Annotated in this window: 15 protein-coding genes; 2 read left to right on the forward strand and 13 right to left on the reverse strand. The window is 37.6% G+C overall.

The genetic code is table 11. The features are described from left to right. Positions 1 to 63: 63 nt before the first annotated feature. The 7 genes from QNH48_RS26060 to QNH48_RS26090 form a co-directional block, all read right to left on the reverse strand. A complete protein-coding gene (locus tag QNH48_RS26060) occupies positions 64 to 780 on the reverse strand; it encodes a ComFC family protein (RefSeq protein WP_283952591.1) in 717 nt (238 codons plus the stop codon). After that, positions 777 to 2,264, reverse strand: a complete 1,488-nt coding sequence (locus tag QNH48_RS26065) for an ATP-dependent helicase ComFA (protein WP_283952592.1) — start codon at positions 2,262 to 2,264, stop codon at positions 777 to 779. Before QNH48_RS26065 ends, QNH48_RS26060 begins: the two co-directional genes overlap by 4 nt. After that, positions 2,249 to 3,199, reverse strand: coding sequence for a nuclease-related domain-containing protein (locus tag QNH48_RS26070; protein ID WP_283952593.1), 951 nt, complete (start codon positions 3,197 to 3,199; stop codon positions 2,249 to 2,251). Before QNH48_RS26070 ends, QNH48_RS26065 begins: the two co-directional genes overlap by 16 nt. 64 nt (positions 3,200 to 3,263) lie before the next feature. Further along, the gene (locus QNH48_RS26075; RefSeq protein WP_283952594.1) at positions 3,264 to 3,455 is read right to left on the reverse strand and encodes a hypothetical protein; all 192 of its coding nucleotides are present in this window, start codon (positions 3,453 to 3,455) and stop codon (positions 3,264 to 3,266) included. A 284-nt stretch (positions 3,456 to 3,739) separates the two neighbouring features. Continuing rightward, entirely contained in the window at positions 3,740 to 4,579 is an 840-nt protein-coding gene (locus QNH48_RS26080; protein ID WP_283952595.1) for a DegV family protein, read from the reverse strand. 108 nt (positions 4,580 to 4,687) lie between these two features. After that, entirely contained in the window at positions 4,688 to 5,371 is a 684-nt protein-coding gene (locus tag QNH48_RS26085; RefSeq protein WP_438825661.1) for a response regulator, read from the reverse strand. A 43-nt stretch (positions 5,372 to 5,414) separates the two neighbouring features. Beyond that, entirely contained in the window at positions 5,415 to 6,560 is a 1,146-nt protein-coding gene (locus tag QNH48_RS26090) for a sensor histidine kinase (protein WP_283952596.1), read from the reverse strand. Between the two features lie 259 nt (positions 6,561 to 6,819). On the opposite strand from QNH48_RS26090, the gene QNH48_RS26095 reads away from it, so the two are divergent. Continuing rightward, positions 6,820 to 7,467: a YigZ family protein gene (locus QNH48_RS26095; protein ID WP_283952597.1), complete on the forward strand. Its 648-nt coding sequence runs from the start codon at positions 6,820 to 6,822 to the stop codon at positions 7,465 to 7,467. A gap of 83 nt (positions 7,468 to 7,550) precedes the next feature. Then, positions 7,551 to 8,594 carry an LCP family protein gene (locus QNH48_RS26100; protein ID WP_283952598.1) on the forward strand — a complete coding sequence of 348 codons (1,044 nt, stop codon included), beginning with the start codon at positions 7,551 to 7,553 and terminating at the stop codon, positions 8,592 to 8,594. A gap of 48 nt (positions 8,595 to 8,642) precedes the next feature. On the opposite strand, the gene QNH48_RS26105 is transcribed toward QNH48_RS26100, so the two are convergent. The 6 genes from QNH48_RS26105 to QNH48_RS26130 all read right to left on the reverse strand — a co-directional run bounded on the left by QNH48_RS26105 (position 8,643) and on the right by QNH48_RS26130 (position 17,677). Continuing rightward, positions 8,643 to 9,671, reverse strand: coding sequence for a glycosyltransferase family protein (locus QNH48_RS26105; RefSeq protein WP_283952599.1), 1,029 nt, complete (start codon positions 9,669 to 9,671; stop codon positions 8,643 to 8,645). Positions 9,672 to 9,798: 127 nt separating this feature from the next. Beyond that, positions 9,799 to 12,678, reverse strand: coding sequence for a glucosaminidase domain-containing protein (locus QNH48_RS26110; protein WP_283952600.1), 2,880 nt, complete (start codon positions 12,676 to 12,678; stop codon positions 9,799 to 9,801). Between the two features lie 179 nt (positions 12,679 to 12,857). Then, positions 12,858 to 13,955, reverse strand: coding sequence for a glycosyltransferase (locus tag QNH48_RS26115; protein ID WP_283952601.1), 1,098 nt, complete (start codon positions 13,953 to 13,955; stop codon positions 12,858 to 12,860). Further along, positions 13,955 to 15,202: an O-antigen ligase family protein gene (locus QNH48_RS26120; RefSeq protein WP_283952602.1), complete on the reverse strand. Its 1,248-nt coding sequence runs from the start codon at positions 15,200 to 15,202 to the stop codon at positions 13,955 to 13,957. The genes QNH48_RS26115 and QNH48_RS26120 overlap by 1 nt, the downstream gene beginning before the upstream one ends. Before the next feature lies 1 nt (position 15,203). Next, positions 15,204 to 16,355 (reverse strand): glycosyltransferase, encoded by a 1,152-nt coding sequence (locus tag QNH48_RS26125; protein ID WP_283952603.1) that lies wholly within the window; start codon positions 16,353 to 16,355, stop codon positions 15,204 to 15,206. After that, positions 16,352 to 17,677, reverse strand: a complete 1,326-nt coding sequence (locus tag QNH48_RS26130; protein ID WP_283952604.1) for a flippase — start codon at positions 17,675 to 17,677, stop codon at positions 16,352 to 16,354. The genes QNH48_RS26125 and QNH48_RS26130 overlap by 4 nt, the downstream gene beginning before the upstream one ends. Positions 17,678 to 17,757: the final 80 nt, after the last annotated feature.

Here is a 17,757-nt window from a genome sequence, read left to right on the forward strand (position 1 = left end):
CCACTTTAAACTCTAATGAATTGCCTGCAAAAGCCTAAAAACAATAAACCTCGGGGATGAAGGTCATCGTGCAAGCGTTAAGGATTGTATTCTTTCCGCTCCCGATTCTTTTAATAACTTGGCAGCATGCCTAAGAGTGGAACCTGTCGTATAGATATCATCAATTAGCAGGATATGTTTACCTTTTATTTCAATCTGAGGGTTAATCTGAAAAACCTGCGGAATATGAATTCGTTCCGATCTTGATTTTTTTGATTGTTTTTCCGCATGTATTCGGGTAAGGGGCTTGGCCGAGGTTAATCCAGACTCTATAATCAGTGCCTCTGCTTGGTTAAATCCGCGCTCATAAAGGCGCTCATCACTTAATGGAATAGTCACAAGTAAATCTGGCTGTATCTTATTCAGGAATTCCTTTACACTATCGGCAAATATTTTCGCCAATACATAATCTCCACGGAATTTAAATTTTGCCATTACCTCCTTAAAAAAATCATTATAGAGAAAAATAGAATGATTTGTGTGGAGGTATCCCTTCCAGTCACAGTCCTCCTCCCAACGCTCGCAGTCATGACACATTTCTCCGCGACGAAACTTCTCTTCTAAAAATTGAAACGGACGGCTGCACAGCTTACATTTTTCTCCTTCCACTCTTTGAAATTTATCCTTACAGGTTGAACAGATAATAAGTTCTTTTTCTTCTGAAAAAATCGCTGTCCACCCAATGACAGGTATGATTTTTTCATGACAAATTAAACATTGCTCCTCGGGGAAGATTTTCATGAATCAAGTAGCCCCTTTCTGTATCCTTCTTGGTTCATCGCTGTAATTTGTTTTCGCGCCTTTATCATTTCCTCTGTTTTTCCATAATGAAAAAATGTCACTACACCCTCGGGATACTCCTTGCTTCTTCCCGCTCTCCCAGCTATTTGTACCAAAGCACTTTCAGCAAATATGTTATCCTCAGCACCGATAACGGCAACATCAATATTGGGAAAGGTAACACCTCGTTCTAAAATCGTCGTGGTCAGTAATAAAGGAATTTCTTTGTTACGCATTTTTTGAACCTTTTCTTTACGGTCTGGATCTTCGGCATGAACAGCCTCAATGTCGGACGCTAACTTTCTTAGTATGGGGAGAGCTTTTTCCATAAGAGCTATATGAGGAAAAAAGAGTAAAGCCTGCTTATTGTGTTCGAGTCGCTCTTTTATCCAGTGAAGGATATTGGTTGGAAGCTTGTCTTTTTTCAATTGCTTTTGCCAGTTGCCACACCATGTAAAATGAGGAACAGGCAGAGGATGACGATGGAATCTAGCTGGGATTGTGGTGAAAGCCCGTTTTCCTGTGCGGCACTCCCTTTGCCATTTTTCATTTGGAGTCGCTGTTAGGTAAATCATTGCCGACACTGGTTTTCTCGCCTGTACAGCGGCATACTGGAGGGATTCCTCCACTGTATAAGGGAAGGCGTCTACCTCATCTAAAATAACCGTATCGAAGGCATGGTAAAAACGGAGGAGCTGGTGGGTAGTCGCAATCGTAATCGGTGCATAAAGATGGCGGTCCTCACTCCCTCCATATAGGGAAGCAACCGTAATACCTGGAAAGGCTGCTTTTAGTCTTGGCGTCAGTTCTAGGACAACATCGGTTCGTGGCGTAGTGATACATACTCTCTTTTTTGATGCTAATGCGGATTCAATGCCTTCAAAAAGAACTTCCGTTTTCCCTGCCCCACAAACTGCCCAAACGAGCAGCTCTTTATTGGTAATCACGGCTTCAACTACCTGGTTCGACGCTGCTTGCTGACCCTCCGATAACTTCCCTTTCCACTCAAGGATTTTATTCGGCAAAGGGTGCTTTGGCGTTGGTCCATTCCAGCCAAGTAAAGGAGTACAAGCGCTGATTCTTCCCATCATTAAGCATTTACGGCAATAATGGCAGATTTCTCCGCACCGCGAGCAGGGAAAGTGTGCAAACCAATTCTCTTCCTTGTTGCCACAACGTGAACAGGCAGGTCGATTCCTGCTGTATTCTATCCCCTTTCGGTAGGTAACATAACCATTTTCATAATGTTTTTGGATTTCTTCATGAGGGAAGAGCAGGTCATCCAGTAAAAGTTGTTTGCCTGCCAGAAGTAGTTGCAGGTCTGGGTTATAGGGAAAGTTAGGGTTTAATGATGGCTGTGGAATGGTTTGGATTTTGGAGATTGGTAATGAATTTTCTTTTTCTCTTTGTGGGATTAAAATAGTGCCATTTAAGCGGTACCGCACGGGGACACACTCCTCTCAATGTGTTGATGGTAAATGCGACTTTTGGTTTTACCTGTACTAGCTAATTTTAATCTTTTTAGGATTTTCTGAGATATATCATTTGAAGGGAGATGAAGAAATACTTTCAATTCATTATTGGTAACCGTGGATTTAATTAGAAGGAAGAAGTCATTTATAGCCTCCAAATGTGCATCTTTTGAGGAGAAATTGCAAGATGAACAAATCCATTTCCCTTTTCTGTACACCATAGGTATGGTTGAGCATTTTGTACACCGAACCCCTGTTACAGTATCCGTTGGAGCAATTTTGTATAGTTCCAGGATGTTTATCTTTTTAGGCTGATGGTTACGAATTAGTATTTCTGTCATGCTACTAATTTCTGAATGGCTTATTCTTTCTTGTTGGTAAGCCGTCTCACATGCCTCTATTTTCTCGAAAATTTCTCTTGCTTTACAAACCTTAGACAATTCCGTTTCAATTTCAGGGGATGCTATTAACCTAGTTTTGACATTGCTGAAAAAAACAAGGTAATCGATTGGTAAATCTTTAAACCCATTACTTTGAAAAAAACGTGTTAGAAGAGTTAAATTCCGTTTAGCTTGAATACGCGGATCTTCAAAAGCTTCATTATCTTCCAGCCGAATGAGCTGCTTAAATTTATTATCAAAAGTTAAAGTACCGGAAATATTTTTTGCTTCAATGATGAGTATATACTTTGTGGAAATTAGGAGGGTATCAATTTGGAAGTGTACTCCGTAGATTTTAAGCTGGAGGTCATAAAAGATGTAATATTGATTGGCGGGCAGTTCTTTTAAGTATTTATCTAATGTTATTTCACCCCAATATCCGGCCCATCTTTTTGATAGATCTTTATCGACTTCTGATCTCTTGATATTACCAATCAGCAGCCGTCTTTGTAATATCTCAGTTAACACAAGTCACTGTGGCATCGTTAATGCTTTCATAATCAAAGCTGTATCACTCCTTTATTATTTTTAATTAATTTCTACAAGAAGTGTCAGAGTTCCTGCTAAATGTCGAATGATTTTTTGAGAAAATATGATGGCGGTTTTTAATCCCGCGGGTTTGAATGATAATCCCGCGAACTTTTGAAGGAATACCGCACATTTCTGTGATAATTCCCCCAACTTTTAGCGTATTCCCGCCAGTTTCCCCGATAATCCCGAACAACGCCCTTTTCTAAGCAAATTACCTCTTTAACTACTAACTCATTCATATAAAAGTCAGGTGCAATGCCTGACTTGTAAATTTATCTTTAAAAAATTTGGTTCCGCACGTTTTGGGGATAATCCCGCGACCTTTTGAAGGATTCCCGCGCGTTTCTAAGATAATCCCGCCAACTTTCGGAGTATTCCGCCGGATTCCACATTAATCCCGCACAACGCCAATTTATAAGCAAATTACCTCTATAAAATACAAAAAAGCCAGACAATCTGCCTGACTTTTTCAAACAATTATTTTTTCATCCATCCAAGACCCATGGCACCTTCCCCCAGGTGAGTGCCAATGACAGGGCCGAAGTAGCTGAGCGAGAATTCTACATTTGGATATAAACTTTCAAGTTCAGACCGCCATTCCAACGCCTCTTCCTCGCGGTTGGCATGGATAATAACGGCTTGATAAGGATTACCTGAAGCGGCGTCTTCTCCTAACAAGTCGACAATCCGTTTCATAGCTTTTCTCCTCGTGCGTATTTTTTCAAAAGGAACAATGACTTTGTTTTCAAAGTGAAGCAGCGGTTTTACTTGCAACAGGCTGCCAATAATCGCTTGAGCGCTCGATAGTCGGCCGCCTCGCTGTAGATGAGAAAGATCATCCACCATAAAATAGGCACGTGCTGTTTTTTTCAATTCTTCAAGGCGTGACACAATATCCTCCGCCACCGCGCCGTCAAGAGCCATTTTGGCCGCCTCAATTGCATATAACCCTTGTGGCATGCAGCTAACCTCAGTATCAAATGGATACACCTTGATATTTTCCACCATCGTACTAGCTGTAACAGCTCCAGCAAAAGTGCCGCTGATTCCACTCGAGAGGTGGATGCTAATGACAGCCTCATAGTCTTTAGACAATGTTTCAAACAGCTCTACAAACTGGCCGATTGGAGGCTGGGAAGTGGTTGGGAGTTCTTTCTCCTTCACTTCTTGATAAAATTGTCCTGCCGTAATGTCTACTTCTTCCTGATAGGCCTCATTGCCAAAGATGACATTTAGCGGGATCATATGTATATTCCATTTATCGCGTATTTCTTTTGGTATGTATGCTGTACTATCCGTAACAACGGCCGTCTTCATATTGAAACCATCCTTAGAGTATGTTTTGTTCTATTCTATCTGAAAAACGATAAAAAAAATAGAGGGCACGCCGATTTCCAAGCGGCATGCCCTCATGTATATCTTAAATTAACGTACTTCAACCCAGCCGTTTTTAATAGCTGTAACAACCGCTTGCGTACGGTCATTAACATTCATTTTTTGTAAAATGTTACTCACGTGGTTTTTCACTGTTTTTTCACTGATAAATAAAGCTTCACCAATTCCGCGGTTACTCTTTCCATCAGCCAGCATTTGCAGTACTTCACATTCGCGGCGTGTTAACAAATGTAACGGACGACGCAGTTCTAGTGTTTGAACAAAAGCTCCGCCGCCTGAACGTCCAGCTGTCAGCTTGCGGTATTCATTTACTAGGTTATGAGTTACCTTTGGATGTAAGTAGCAGCCACCATCAGCCACAACACGGACGGCTTCAATCAATGCATCAGCGTCCATTTCCTTTAATAAATACCCTCTTGCACCTGTTTGAAGTGCATGAGTAACATAGTTTTCATCATCATGGATAGATAAGATGATAATTTTAGTGTCTGGAAATTTCTCTGACAATTCACGTGTAGCCTCAATTCCGTTCATCTGAGGCATATTTATATCCATAATCACAACATCCGGTTTATAAGCATTAACAATGGTTACCGCATCACTGCCGTCATCACCTTCGGCAACAACCTGGAATGCCTTTTCGAATTCTAGAATTCGTTTAACCCCTTCTCTAAATAGCTGATGGTCGTCGATAATTGCAATCTTAGTCATCATTTATTTCCCCTCCTGCTCCGCATAAAATCATTTTATTTTTGTTTTAAGCCGGTATTGGAACCACGATAAAAACGGAAGTTCCTTTTCCAATTTTAGATTCAAACGCAATATTTCCTTCAAGCAACTCTACCCGTTCTCTCATTCCGATGATCCCAAATGACTCGGGCTTTTTTTGGGTGGTATCGAAACCTGCCCCATTATCCTTAATTAGAACGGTTAGCTCATTCTTTGTCATTTCAAGCCTTACATGTATTCCACAGGCATTTGCATGCTTTAATGCATTTTGCACAGATTCTTGAATCAAACGAAATAGTGCCACTTCATATTTCACTGGAAGCCTGCGTTCTAATCCAATGTTAGTAAATTCAATTTTCGACTTGTTATGATATTCTTCGATGGTTTGTAAATATTTTCTGAGGGTCGGAACTAGGCCTAAATCATCAAGCGCCATCGGACGAAGGTCATAGATGATTCTTCGGACCTCATAGAGTGCGGCGCGGACCATTTTTTTGAAGCTGCCAATCTCCTTAAAGGCTTCCTCAGGTCCTTGCTCGCGATAAACACGATCCACTAAATCCGATCTCATTATCACATTGGCAAGCATTTGTGCTGGACCGTCATGAATATCTCTTGAAAGCCTTTTTCTCTCTTCCTCTTGTGCCTCGATAATTTTCAAACCAAAGTCCTGTTTTGCTTTTGCATTCTGTAATTCTTCACCCATAAGCTTTAAGTCGCTCATCAGATAATTCATAACTACAGAAATCTGCGAAATAAGCTGGTCAGCACGGTCTATCGTTTCATCGAGCCCCAATAGCCTGCGCTCGAGGTCTGCCCGCTTATCCAATAGCTGTTTTTTGTATTGCCAATTAATGGACAGGTCCATTTGCAGCTGATGCGCTTTTTCGTAAGCTTCCCTGACCTCAACTTCAGTATAGTCTTTAAAATTCATGCTAAGTTCTGATAGTTTTAACCTCGCCTTTAGAACCTGTTCTTCAAGGCGTTCCTCTTCTGCTATCAGCTTCACCATCATCTCTCTAATGGTTCTTAGTTCATTTGTCATATTATCGTAATCTTTTCGGCATTGCTCACTTATTTGAAAGATATCGCTTTTACTGCTTGTGACAGTTTCAATCATCTCTTCACGGATTTCATCAATTGATTTCACATTAATCTTCTGAATTTTGGCCATGCTCTCCTCCAGAGACCTTTTTTCTAGTTTAACGCGTATTGGAATATTTTACTATATCAATGCATTAAAACAGAAATTTTCCCAACTTTCTAGTTCATTAGTAGTATAATGTTTGATAGCTAAACTACTATTTTAAAAAAATAGATTATACACCATTGAAACATTACTTATTATACCACGGGAAAATCACTTCTATATTAAAGTTATATTACACCAATGTTTTTTTTATATTATCTAAAAAGAGTATGGAGGGAGTACTATGCTATCTGTTTATTACACCGTTAAAAAGGAAGCTAGCGAACATGAAATAAATATTCAAAAGTCCCGATTTATTGCACATATTAAAAGAGCAGAAACGGAAGCTGAGGCTCAGGAATTTATTCAAACACTTAAGAAAAAATATTGGGATGCCTCCCATAATTGTTCTGCTTATATCATTGGTGAACATGATCAAATACAAAAAGCCAATGATGACGGTGAACCCAGCGGAACTGCAGGTGTACCCATTCTTGAGGTGCTGAAAAAAAAGAAACTGAAAGATACCGTGGTCGTAATTACCCGATACTTTGGCGGCATTAAATTAGGGGCAGGCGGGCTGATTCGAGCTTACGGTAAGGCGACTTCGGAAGGCTTAAATACCGGCGGCATTGTCGAAAGAAGGCTTGTTCAAATTGTTCATGTGACGATTGAATATACCTGGCTTGGGAAAATAGAAAAGGAACTGCGGGCTTCTGAATATGAGATTAAACAAATTAATTATCTAGATAAAGTCGAAATTGAAACATATGTTAAAATGGAGCAAAAAGAACTATTTAAAAACTGGATTATTGAGCAAACTAATGGTCAAGTAGAAGTATGTGAAGGAAATTGCCTATTTATGGAACAAATTGTCGAAAAAACCGATTGAATATTACCCAAAAATAAAATATACTATACTAGTTAAAATGTAAAATTATTATTTCTTCAACATAGATGAAAAGAGGCAAATATATGAATTCTACCAGAGTGGCGAAGAGGAAAAGGAAGAAAACCACGCCCCTTAAACGGTTTTTTAAAGTACTATTGACTTTATTACTTATCACTTCTATAGCTGGACTCGGTTATGCTGCTTATATCGCCTATACGATAAAGAATGTAGCCCAAGGCAGCTATGAAGAATTGGATAGAGGGGAAAAGTCAGAACTTCGTGAAGAGAAGGTAACACTTAAATCTGATCCTGTGACAATTCTCTTGATGGGTGTAGATGATTATGTGAAAAATGATAAAGGCAGAACGGATACTCTTTTACTTATTACCCTTAATCCAATAACAAAAGAGGTTGCCATTTTAAGTATTCCTAGAGATACCAGGGCCTATATCCCCGAAATAGAAAGTAAGGATAAAATTAATGCAGCTTATGCCTATGGGGATGAGAAAGGTACGATTGAAGCAGTGCAAGAACTTTTAGATGTTCCAGTTGATTATTATATTAAGACAGGTGTTCAAGGCTTCAAAGATGTTATTGATGAGCTTGGCGGTATTACTGTAACAGTTCCTTTTGATTTTAAACAAGTCGATTTAAAAAATAAATATGTTTATTTTAAAGAAGGTGAAATGAAGTTAGATGGCAGAGAAGCACTTGCATTTGTTCAAATGCGAAAAGAAGATCCGCGTGGTGATTTCGGCCGTAATGAAAGACAGCAGGAAGCCATTAGAGCAATCGCTGATAAAGCAATTTCTCTTAATACCTTAACGAAAGCAAATAGAGTTATAGAAACAATAGGTGCAAACATTAAAACAAATATTCAATTAAATGAATTTCTTGGTTTACGAACTTTTTATGATGAAATTAAAAATCAAGAATTTAAGCGTTTAGAGATTAAAGGCGAAGACAGAATGATTAATAGCATTTACTATTACGAGCCAGACAAAGATTCTCTACAAGAAGTTGGCGATGAAATTAGAAGGATTTTATCGGCTACTGAATTAACTCAAACAATAGATCCGAACAATACTACTAGTAACACCACTGAAAATGATACAACAAATAACTAAAAAAAATCTCCTGACCATTGGGTTAGGAGATTTTTTTAACTAGAAACTTTAGGATGACAAATCACTAAATACCGTTAAAAACCGTTTATATTGATTTTCTCTTGAATAAAATTCTCTATCTTCGATTGGAATAGTAAAAGTTGTATCCGTAAATAAATATTTATTAAATTTATTCTTAAAATTTGTACCATTTTCAAAAGAGTCTAAGACAGGTATTCCCATGCCAATATAATCATAAATTTTTGTTCCAATTTCATACGCTTCATTTCTTAAAACTACAAGACCAACGTCGCTATTTCTAGCAATACTTATTGCTTCATCATAATTTAAGCGTGGGTATACGGTTGAGTCTTTTTCAAGTCCTGCCTCCTTAATTATTCCTTGTGTCAATTCTATATCAGACCCAATAAAATTCACTGAAACCTTCTTCCCCTTATCACGGAGTTCGGAAATCTTCTTAAGGGTGGTAAGTGCCTTATCATAATGATACTCAGCAAATTTTCCTAAGCACACAAACTGAATAGACATTTCTCCACTATGTTCCTTAATCCCATGTACTACATCATCATTCAAGACATGTCCATTATGGATCGTTACTATTTTTGTACCATCATTAAATAAAGCCTTATAGGATTCATACATTCCTTCAGTACATACAATAAAGGAGGTACATGTACGATAAATTTGTTTCTCCACAGATTCGGCTATAAAAAGCTTGAAAGAATTTGGCTTCACATCCTGACCATACCCATGCTTGATGTTTAACGACCATGGGTCTCGAAAATCAACTACAAGCTTTTTCCTACGAATAATAGCTGCTAAATTAATAAAGGGTAAATGGAGAAATGGACCGCAAGATACATATACAATTCTTTCTTTGCTAAATAGAACCCTAAAAAAACAAAAAAGACCCCATAACAAGATATTGTTTTTCGTTAGCGGATGAAATGAGTGTTTTGAAATAACATTAATGGAATATCCATTGGTCTTTAGCATTTCCGCTAGGGCTCTAGACCTAAAAGAGCCTACCCCGTCCTCTTGTTGAAAAAAGTATGCAATAAATAGAATTTCCTTCACAATAACTTCCTCTTTTACAATAGTAATTGGTTACCTAATCCATTTTACACCAACCTTAATGCAATCTCAATTGAGAATGATAACATAAAAAAGCAACTGTTCAAATGAACAATTGCTTTTTTGCTTATTACTTAAGATAGGACGGTACATCGAAAGTAATTTCATAATTTTCAAGGAGATCATAAATCTGGCTAATATTGGTTACTTGCTTATAAGCCCAACCTATGTCGGTAGCATATTGATGGGTTGCCGGCCTTTCTGGATTCCATCTTATTTTATACAAAGTATCCTGCTGATAAGTCGGATTATTAATATAATTTTCTCCGATATATTTTGCACCGCCAATGATTGCTGCTTCAGGAGTAAACCATCCTTCTACATACGCGCGTTCTGAACCGCATTGTTCAGGACAACTATCAAAGGCACCTATTCCATACATATTGTATACTTTCTTGGGTTCAACAGGTTTTCCATTAACACTACTCACAATAATTCCATTCGCTAAAGGTGAGCGACCATGATTCGTTTCTAAAAGGGCATGAGCTAGCAGGTATACCTCATTAATATTATATTTATTAGCTCCATCAATAAAAGATTGAGCCTGATTCGTTAATATCCCTTTATTTGAAAGAACCTTTGTATTTACCTCATTAGCATTTAGACCAGCGGATTTAGAAAGTTTTAAAAACTGGTAGTAGTATTTTGAATCCTTTGCGAAATTATCAGGATTAAGATAATACATTACATCTTCAGGGCTGGCATTTTTCCAAGTCTGGTTGAATTTTATCTGATACCAACCATTCACTTCACGGATAATTGATACAACATTTCCCTGATACAATGTTCCTAGTTTCCAATTGTGGATTGGATTTGCTTCAGGAGTCCCGCGAACATTTAATATGTCTGCTGTTACAGTCCCTATCGAAGGGTTGTTAGGGTCAATAGCAATAAATTCTTTCGCTACATAGCTGTCGTAATTTTTATCTGTTTGTGGCTGTACTGCCCATTGCTTTAAGAACATTTGATCCAATGTTAGGTTATAATTGGTATTTATATAGGATTTAATTGGTCCGATGGAAACATGTGGTTTATAGACATAACCAATTCTGCCTGCAAATAAAACCTGAAACCACTCTGCTGACGTTTGTTTAATGATTGGGTAACTTTGTCCTTGATCCAATTTCGCAAATTCCACTAACGAACCAGAGGTGTTATCATAAATCGAAAGCGTTGTAAGTGCTTTGAACTGAGTGGAGCTATTTACCTCATTTGTCTGTAAGTTTTGTACTCCACTTGCATTCGTTGGGTAAACATTTCCTGTTCGAATATACGCTGAACCATACCCATATTTCACTTTAATAAATCCGGGAATGAAATCAATAATCGAGTATTTTTGTTCCAAAACCAATTTTCCAACTGAAACATTGCTCCCATTGTCATTCAAAAGGATTTCAACATTCTCTCTAAGCGGCTGGAAATATTTATCAGATTGATTAAAAATATATTCGACATGCGGTTTATAAATATAGCCAATCCTACCGCCAAAATTAACTAGTGCCCAATAAGTGGAAGTATCCCTGATAATTTCAAAGGTTTGTCCTTCACTAATCACGGCATACTCAGCCAAACTGCCTGAAGTATTATCGTAAATCGAAATATTCGCTTTAGCTTTAACAAATCTTCCAGAACTAGCTACTTCAGAACTAGGATTGTTGATTGTTGAGCCATTACTAGGTTTTAATCCCTTATCCCTGACATAAGCAGTAATTTTTCCGAAGTTCAATCTTACAAATCCTTCAATCTTGCCTGATACTACATATTCTTGCCCATTAACTAACTCACCTGCAAGAACATTTTTACCATTATCATTAAGATATATGGATAAATGATCTTCAGTTGCTTTAAAATATTTATCTGAACCGTTTACTAGGTACGTTAAATGGGGAATATAAACATAGCCAATTCTACCTGCAAAATCTACCTGAAACCAATTCATTGAGGTTTGTTTAATGACAGGATAAATTTGCCCGGGTTCAATGATTGCAAATTCAACTAGAGTACCTGAAGTATTATCATATACGGATAGGGGGCGATTCGTTTGAAAGAATCTGCTGGAATTGATATTATTACTCAAATTAGCAATGGACCCTCCGCTACTCGGAAGCAGTAAAGACTTCTTTACATAAGCGGCTGTATTACCGTATTTAATCTTTACCCAATTATCATCCTGAGATAAGATAACATATTCTTGATTAGGAACTAAATGCCCTACTTCTTTATTTTTGCCATTATCATTGAAGTAAATGGGAACATCGATTGAATTCGTTTTGAAATATTTTTCATTCCCTGAAAAAAGTGTAGTAGAGGCACTTAGGTTCGCAGGACTCGACATTTCATATTGTCTATCTTTTGGAATTGCATTTTCTTGTTCTATTGTGGGTTGCTCATGACTGTCTATATCCTTTGGGATACTTTCAGCTTCATGATTCTCTACATTAGTATCTGATGTAATTTTCTCTTTTTTTACTACACCAATTCTGCTGCCAATTACAACTTTATACATTTCATCATTTTCTTCTATTAATGGAAGTGCCTGCTCTTTTTTAATCGTTAAAAAAGTTTTGGATGGATCCAACTCATCAAAAATGATCGTTTCAGGATTTAAAATAATCTCTTTCTCTATAGTATCTTGATCTGAAACGTACGTTACATTTTCAAGCAGATCCGTGCTATTCAATTCTTGAATAGAGTTACTGGAAATAATAAATTCTTCATTTCCAATTTTCATTAAAAACTGTTCTTCCCCCTGCTTATAAAAATAAAAAATATTCCCTTGTTGTAAAGTAGCGACTGTTTCGCCGTCTTTAGCTAGAGTAATATTTTCGTGAATTTCGTAGGGATTAAATTGAATAGATTCTTCTAAACTAGCAGCAGATACATGATAAAGTTGGGCTGGCAATGTGGAATAAAGTATAAAAAAAGAAAGAATTATCAACACACGTGACATTCTTCGAGTTTTTATTTAACTCTCCCCCTCTCTCTCTACTATTATCCGTCATTTTTCGACTATGTCAATAATCTATTTTAATATTTCTACATTTTTCCCAATATTATCCTAGTAATCTAGTGCCTATCTTCTAAAACAGCAAAAAAATAGCATTCCTTTGCCAAAGAATGCTATTTTTATTAATGTTGATTGAGGATTTCTTTGTATACCTTTTCCATGACATCCACACTTTTATCCCATGAAAAATTTTCCCTTACAAACTCTTCACCATTTTTTCCTATCCTTTTTCTTAAATCAGGGTCAACAACAAGCTGATAAAGTTTTTCCGCAATCGCTTTAGGGTCTTTAGCGTTCACAATAAAACCGGTTTCCTTTTCTCTTACAACTTCAGGAAGTCCACCAACATCGGTAACTATTACCGGCAAACCACAAGCTGAAGCTTCTAATACCGCCACACCAAAGCTTTCGGCAATACTTGGAGCACAGTAGATATCAAATGAATTTAATATCTTGGGTATATCATGATGAGGAATCTCACCTTTAAAGTCAATGATGCTGCTAAGTCCTAAACTGTCAGCCAAATCCTTTAAAGATTGATAAAGTGGTCCATGCCCCACTATCTCTACTTCAATTTTGGGAATGTGGGATTCAGCTTTATTGTCCTTTAGCAGACTAAACAGGATGGGGATCGAACGGATTAAATATTCAACCCCATAATAGGCTTTTAAGCCTTTTACAATCCCTATTTTTATCCTATCATTTGGAGTAGCGTCCGATGGTAATCGCTTAAATACATGTGTATCCACACCAAATGGTGTTAAACTAATTTCTTTTTTTATATCAACTAATTTCTTAACCTCATCTCTCATCACGATACTAGTAGAAGCAATGTAATCTGCCGCTAATAAATTATTAACTATTACCCGGTAGTTACTCTTGCTTTGATGAGGAAATTCAAACACGTCACTCCCCCACACATTTAATAAAGTTGGCGTATAATCAATGAACCGGGATAACGTTCCGTAACCACTCGCATAATGCGTATTTAGGATATCAGGTTTTATATTTTTCAATAATCTTTTTGCAAAAAGAAAGTTCCCATAATACCCTAAGGGTGCGGGTATTGGAAGGTAATGAACATGAACCCGCTGATCTATTTTGTGTATCGTCTCTTTATGAAGACTGACTAAATGGACTTCATGGTTTCTTGCGACCATACTGTTTACCCAGCGAACAGTATGGATCGAGTTGGCAGGGGCTAGAAAACAAATTTTCATTAGTATTTTTCATTCCCTTGATAAGATTTCGGTGATTTATTTAAATAAGCCAAGATTAGTGCATAGAACAGCCACATCGGCCAAAAATAAAAGGTCCTGCTGGGTCCGATTGAAGCTAGAATAAACCCACAAAGGCTTAAAAGATAAATCAGCGGCAGACGACTATGTTTTACCTTATATGCACTGTACATTTGACGCATCAAGTAAATAAAAAATGCTAGAAACGCCAGAGATACATAAAGCCCATAGTTCGTAAATAATTCAACCCACCAATTATGCGGGTTTACGATTCTATTTGTATTAAATAAATCCTTATCCACATTTACTTCAAAGTTACCCGGTCCAACCCCGAGAAGGAAGATGCGGATTGAGGATAAGATACCGCTGAAAACCAAGTTTAGCCGGATCTGCACGGAATTTACACTTTCCACTGTCATATTATAAATGCTCAAAAGACTCGAGGCTTTGGAAATAATGACAAAACTAACAATCGGCGTAAATACCAGACCAACACCAAGCATGACCTTTGCGATTTTTTGATGATTGATGAAGAACCAAACGGCTATTTGGATCAAGACCGAGACAAGAGCCGCCCGCGATCCGTTCTGGTAAATGATAATGCATACTAAGCCAAACATACTGATATAAAAAAGATTAAAGTGAAATTTTCCTTTAAAGATATTCGCTAGATAAAAAGGGGCAATCAACACGAGAAATAATGACAAATCATTTTCATTATAAAAATAAGCCGTCGCTACTCGTAGACCAAGCTCCATAAATTCCGTATTTGTTGCATATCTCGATGTCGGAAGATGTAAGTTTAACTCAATTTCGACAAGCGCAATCACAATGGTAATGATTCCGATGACGTTAAAAATCTTTTGAATTTTCGCTTCATCATTATCGACTTTCATAATCAGCCCGATGATTGCAAAAATAACAAATAAGAAAATGACAAAATAGAACAATTCTTTGATCGCAAGGCTTTTATTTGCGGCCCAGGTTGTCGACAGCACCCCATAATAGAACCAAAAACCGAAAAACACCAGCGGAATTTTTAAGTTTTTAAGACTAAACGGCCACTGTTTATCAACCATGTATTCTTTAATTTCGTAAAAAATATAAGCCGCCAGAAATAGCCTGGATGATGTAATCACAATGGGTCCTAGGGAAATCGAAAATAAAAACGGATCAATAAATAATAAAAATACAAATAAATATAGTGATAATCTACGATTCCATTTCATGCTATCTACACTCTTCATAAATTTTTATAATTTCACTTACTACAATCTGTTCACCAAAACGATTTAAGCAGTTTTCTCTCAACTCTGATGGATTGTATTCCTTGGCTTGTCTCTCCATATAACGTAAGGCCTCGCTCAATTGCGCAACATCGTCGATATCCACCAATAGACCATTAGAAGAATCAATAATCATTTCTGGACCGCCGCATTTTGTTCCAATTACGGGTGTCCCGCTCGCAAGCGCTTCGATATAGACGACACCAAAGGTTTCATATCTGCTTGCCAGCACAAATGCATTTGCCTTCTTCATTTCTTCCGCCGTTTTTACCCGGTCTAATTCACCCCTAAAATGAACCATGTCGGATACTCCAAGATTCTCTGTTAGCTGCATTAAATTTTCCTTCTCCTGCCCCTTGCCGCCAATTATCAGTTCCACCTTTTTGTTCCCCTTGAAGGACTTTGCAAAAGCTTCAATCAAAATATCCATCCCTTTATTTTTATTTAAAAAAGCAAGTGAGAAAAAGCGAAACTTCCCTGTTAAATCCTTGGGAGATTTAAGGGTGAAATGACTTAGGTCCACGATGTTTGGAATGATCGAAATTGCTTTACCTGGTACAAGGGACTGCATCAGGATTTTCAGGCTCGGACTGACCGCAATCAGCTTGTCCGCTGCCTGGTATACTTGACGAAGCTCATTGATTTGGGAATCAGAGAGTAACCCTCTTCCAAGGGATGAGGAATGCTCGGTGAGAACAAACGGGATTCCTTCCTCCTTGGCGATTTTAGAGGCAGCCCATCCGCCCCAAAGGACAGAATGTGCGTGGATAATATCCGGTTTCCCATACTGATTTTTATACTGTAAATACAGTTTTTTAATTCGTTTCAGGTATTGTTTACCCGCAGCGTTTTGAATAAAATTTAGTGCGTAATTATAATCTTTATAGCGATAGGTCGGTACCTGATCTTCTACTTGAACAGCGGTTCCTCTATTTGGGTCAAAGAGTTTAAACCCTTTTATACTCCATGCTTCTGAGTATAAAACAGTCGCGTCAATCTGCTTTCTCACTAATGATTTCGCCTGTTCTTTAAAAAAGATTCCATTAATCGGCGAATCCGGTGTGGGATACCATGAAGGAAAAATTAACACCTTCATCCTCTTCCACCTACCCTCTTGATCATATTCTTAGCTCCGATAATATCTGCTTTTGAGATAAATAGGATATCCTTGTATTTGGTTCCGGTTACTCTTTTAAATATGATGATTTTGATCATCGTACATAGTGTATAGGTAAGCGATGTCGAAAATGCCGAACCAGCAATCCCGTATTTAGGTATTAGAATAATATTAAGCACGATATTACTAATCACCGTAAATAACGAGGTGTACATATTTAATTCCGGCATTCCCCTGCCAGCCAAGTCATTGGATAAAATCCGATCGACTGAAAAGAAGATGATGCCTGGTAATAAGAAATAAAGGACATAGGCGCTCTCTACATATTCTTTCCCATACATTAATACAATAATAAATTTTCCAGCTAAATAAAAAACGAGTCCTGTAAACAATGAAAAGACCAAGATATTGCGAGCAATATACGAAGTTAATCGATTTTTTTCACTATCGTCATTGATAGACGCTACCTTTGGAAATAACACGGTTGAAATCGCTTGGGATACGACCCATAATTTCTCAGCAATTCCAACGGCAACCCCGTAGATTCCTACCGCCTGCGGATTCAAAAACATTCCGATTAAGAAAATGTCCGCCCGGTAATTGATAAAAGAAAGGATATTACTAAAATGTGCTTTATAACCGTATCTCAGTGATTCTTTGAAATAGCCGACTGAGAAGCTGCCTTGTTTAAAGGAGAGCTTTAATCTCTTTTTAAAAAAGTACATCGATAAGATATATTGAATAACTAATGAGAAGATAAAGGAGACAACTGCGCCAATTAACCCCCATTTAAAGAACATAAGCCCAATAATGAGAAATAATAGAGCTGAAATCTGTCTCAAGAGAGAAATCGTATTATAGGATGCAAAGTCATTTTTCGCCTGAAACAGGACGAGGTAAAATTCGTTTAATACTAGTAATGGGACAAAGAGGAGTGCGAGGTAAAATAAATGAAGCGGAACTCCTTCAGTAAAATCTGCACCAAAATAGTTTAAGTAAATAAAGCCGATGATTAGGGCCGCAATTCCTATCAATAGTCCAACAATGGTATTGGTTTTATATACGGTACTGGCATTGTAATTATTTTTACCAACGAAATAGACGGAAGAGGTCCCGATTCCCAAGTTTAGGAACGAGAACAGCATTGTCGGTACAAGGATAATTAGGTTATATTGTCCGTTCCCGGTGCTCCCAAGCCATCTAGCGATAATGATCGAACTTAACAAACCTAACAGAATAGCAGTGACTTGCCGGCCGAGTGTCATAATAATGTTTTTAGCAAAATCCTTGTTATTTCCCATGTGTATAGCACCTTTATCTTTACTAAAATTAAAGACGAAAATAAATAAAAGGAGTTAAACTCCTTTTATTAGTGGCTGTG

Origin of the sequence: Neobacillus sp. YX16, from assembly GCF_030123505.1 — a bacterium.
In the GTDB taxonomy this organism is placed as follows: Bacteria; Bacillota; Bacilli; order Bacillales; family Cytobacillaceae; genus Neobacillus.

Excerpts from the sequence above, each read along its gene's own strand:
- QNH48_RS26060 (WP_283952591.1), bottom strand. The coding sequence starts at position 780 with ATGAAAATCTTCCCCGAGGAGCAATGTTTAATTTGTCATGAAAAAATC.
- QNH48_RS26095 (WP_283952597.1), top strand. The coding sequence starts at position 6,820 with ATGCTATCTGTTTATTACACCGTTAAAAAGGAAGCTAGCGAACATGAA.
- QNH48_RS26125 (WP_283952603.1), bottom strand. The coding sequence starts at position 16,355 with ATGAAGGTGTTAATTTTTCCTTCATGGTATCCCACACCGGATTCGCCG.
- QNH48_RS26100 (WP_283952598.1), top strand. The coding sequence starts at position 7,551 with ATGAATTCTACCAGAGTGGCGAAGAGGAAAAGGAAGAAAACCACGCCC.
- QNH48_RS26120 (WP_283952602.1), bottom strand. The coding sequence starts at position 15,202 with ATGAAATGGAATCGTAGATTATCACTATATTTATTTGTATTTTTATTA.
- QNH48_RS26115 (WP_283952601.1), bottom strand. The coding sequence starts at position 13,955 with ATGAAAATTTGTTTTCTAGCCCCTGCCAACTCGATCCATACTGTTCGC.
- QNH48_RS26080 (WP_283952595.1), bottom strand. The coding sequence starts at position 4,579 with ATGAAGACGGCCGTTGTTACGGATAGTACAGCATACATACCAAAAGAA.
- QNH48_RS26130 (WP_283952604.1), bottom strand. The coding sequence starts at position 17,677 with ATGGGAAATAACAAGGATTTTGCTAAAAACATTATTATGACACTCGGC.
- QNH48_RS26085 (WP_438825661.1), bottom strand. The coding sequence starts at position 5,371 with ATGATGACTAAGATTGCAATTATCGACGACCATCAGCTATTTAGAGAA.
- QNH48_RS26110 (WP_283952600.1), bottom strand. The coding sequence starts at position 12,678 with ATGTCACGTGTGTTGATAATTCTTTCTTTTTTTATACTTTATTCCACA.
- QNH48_RS26090 (WP_283952596.1), bottom strand. The coding sequence starts at position 6,560 with ATGGCCAAAATTCAGAAGATTAATGTGAAATCAATTGATGAAATCCGT.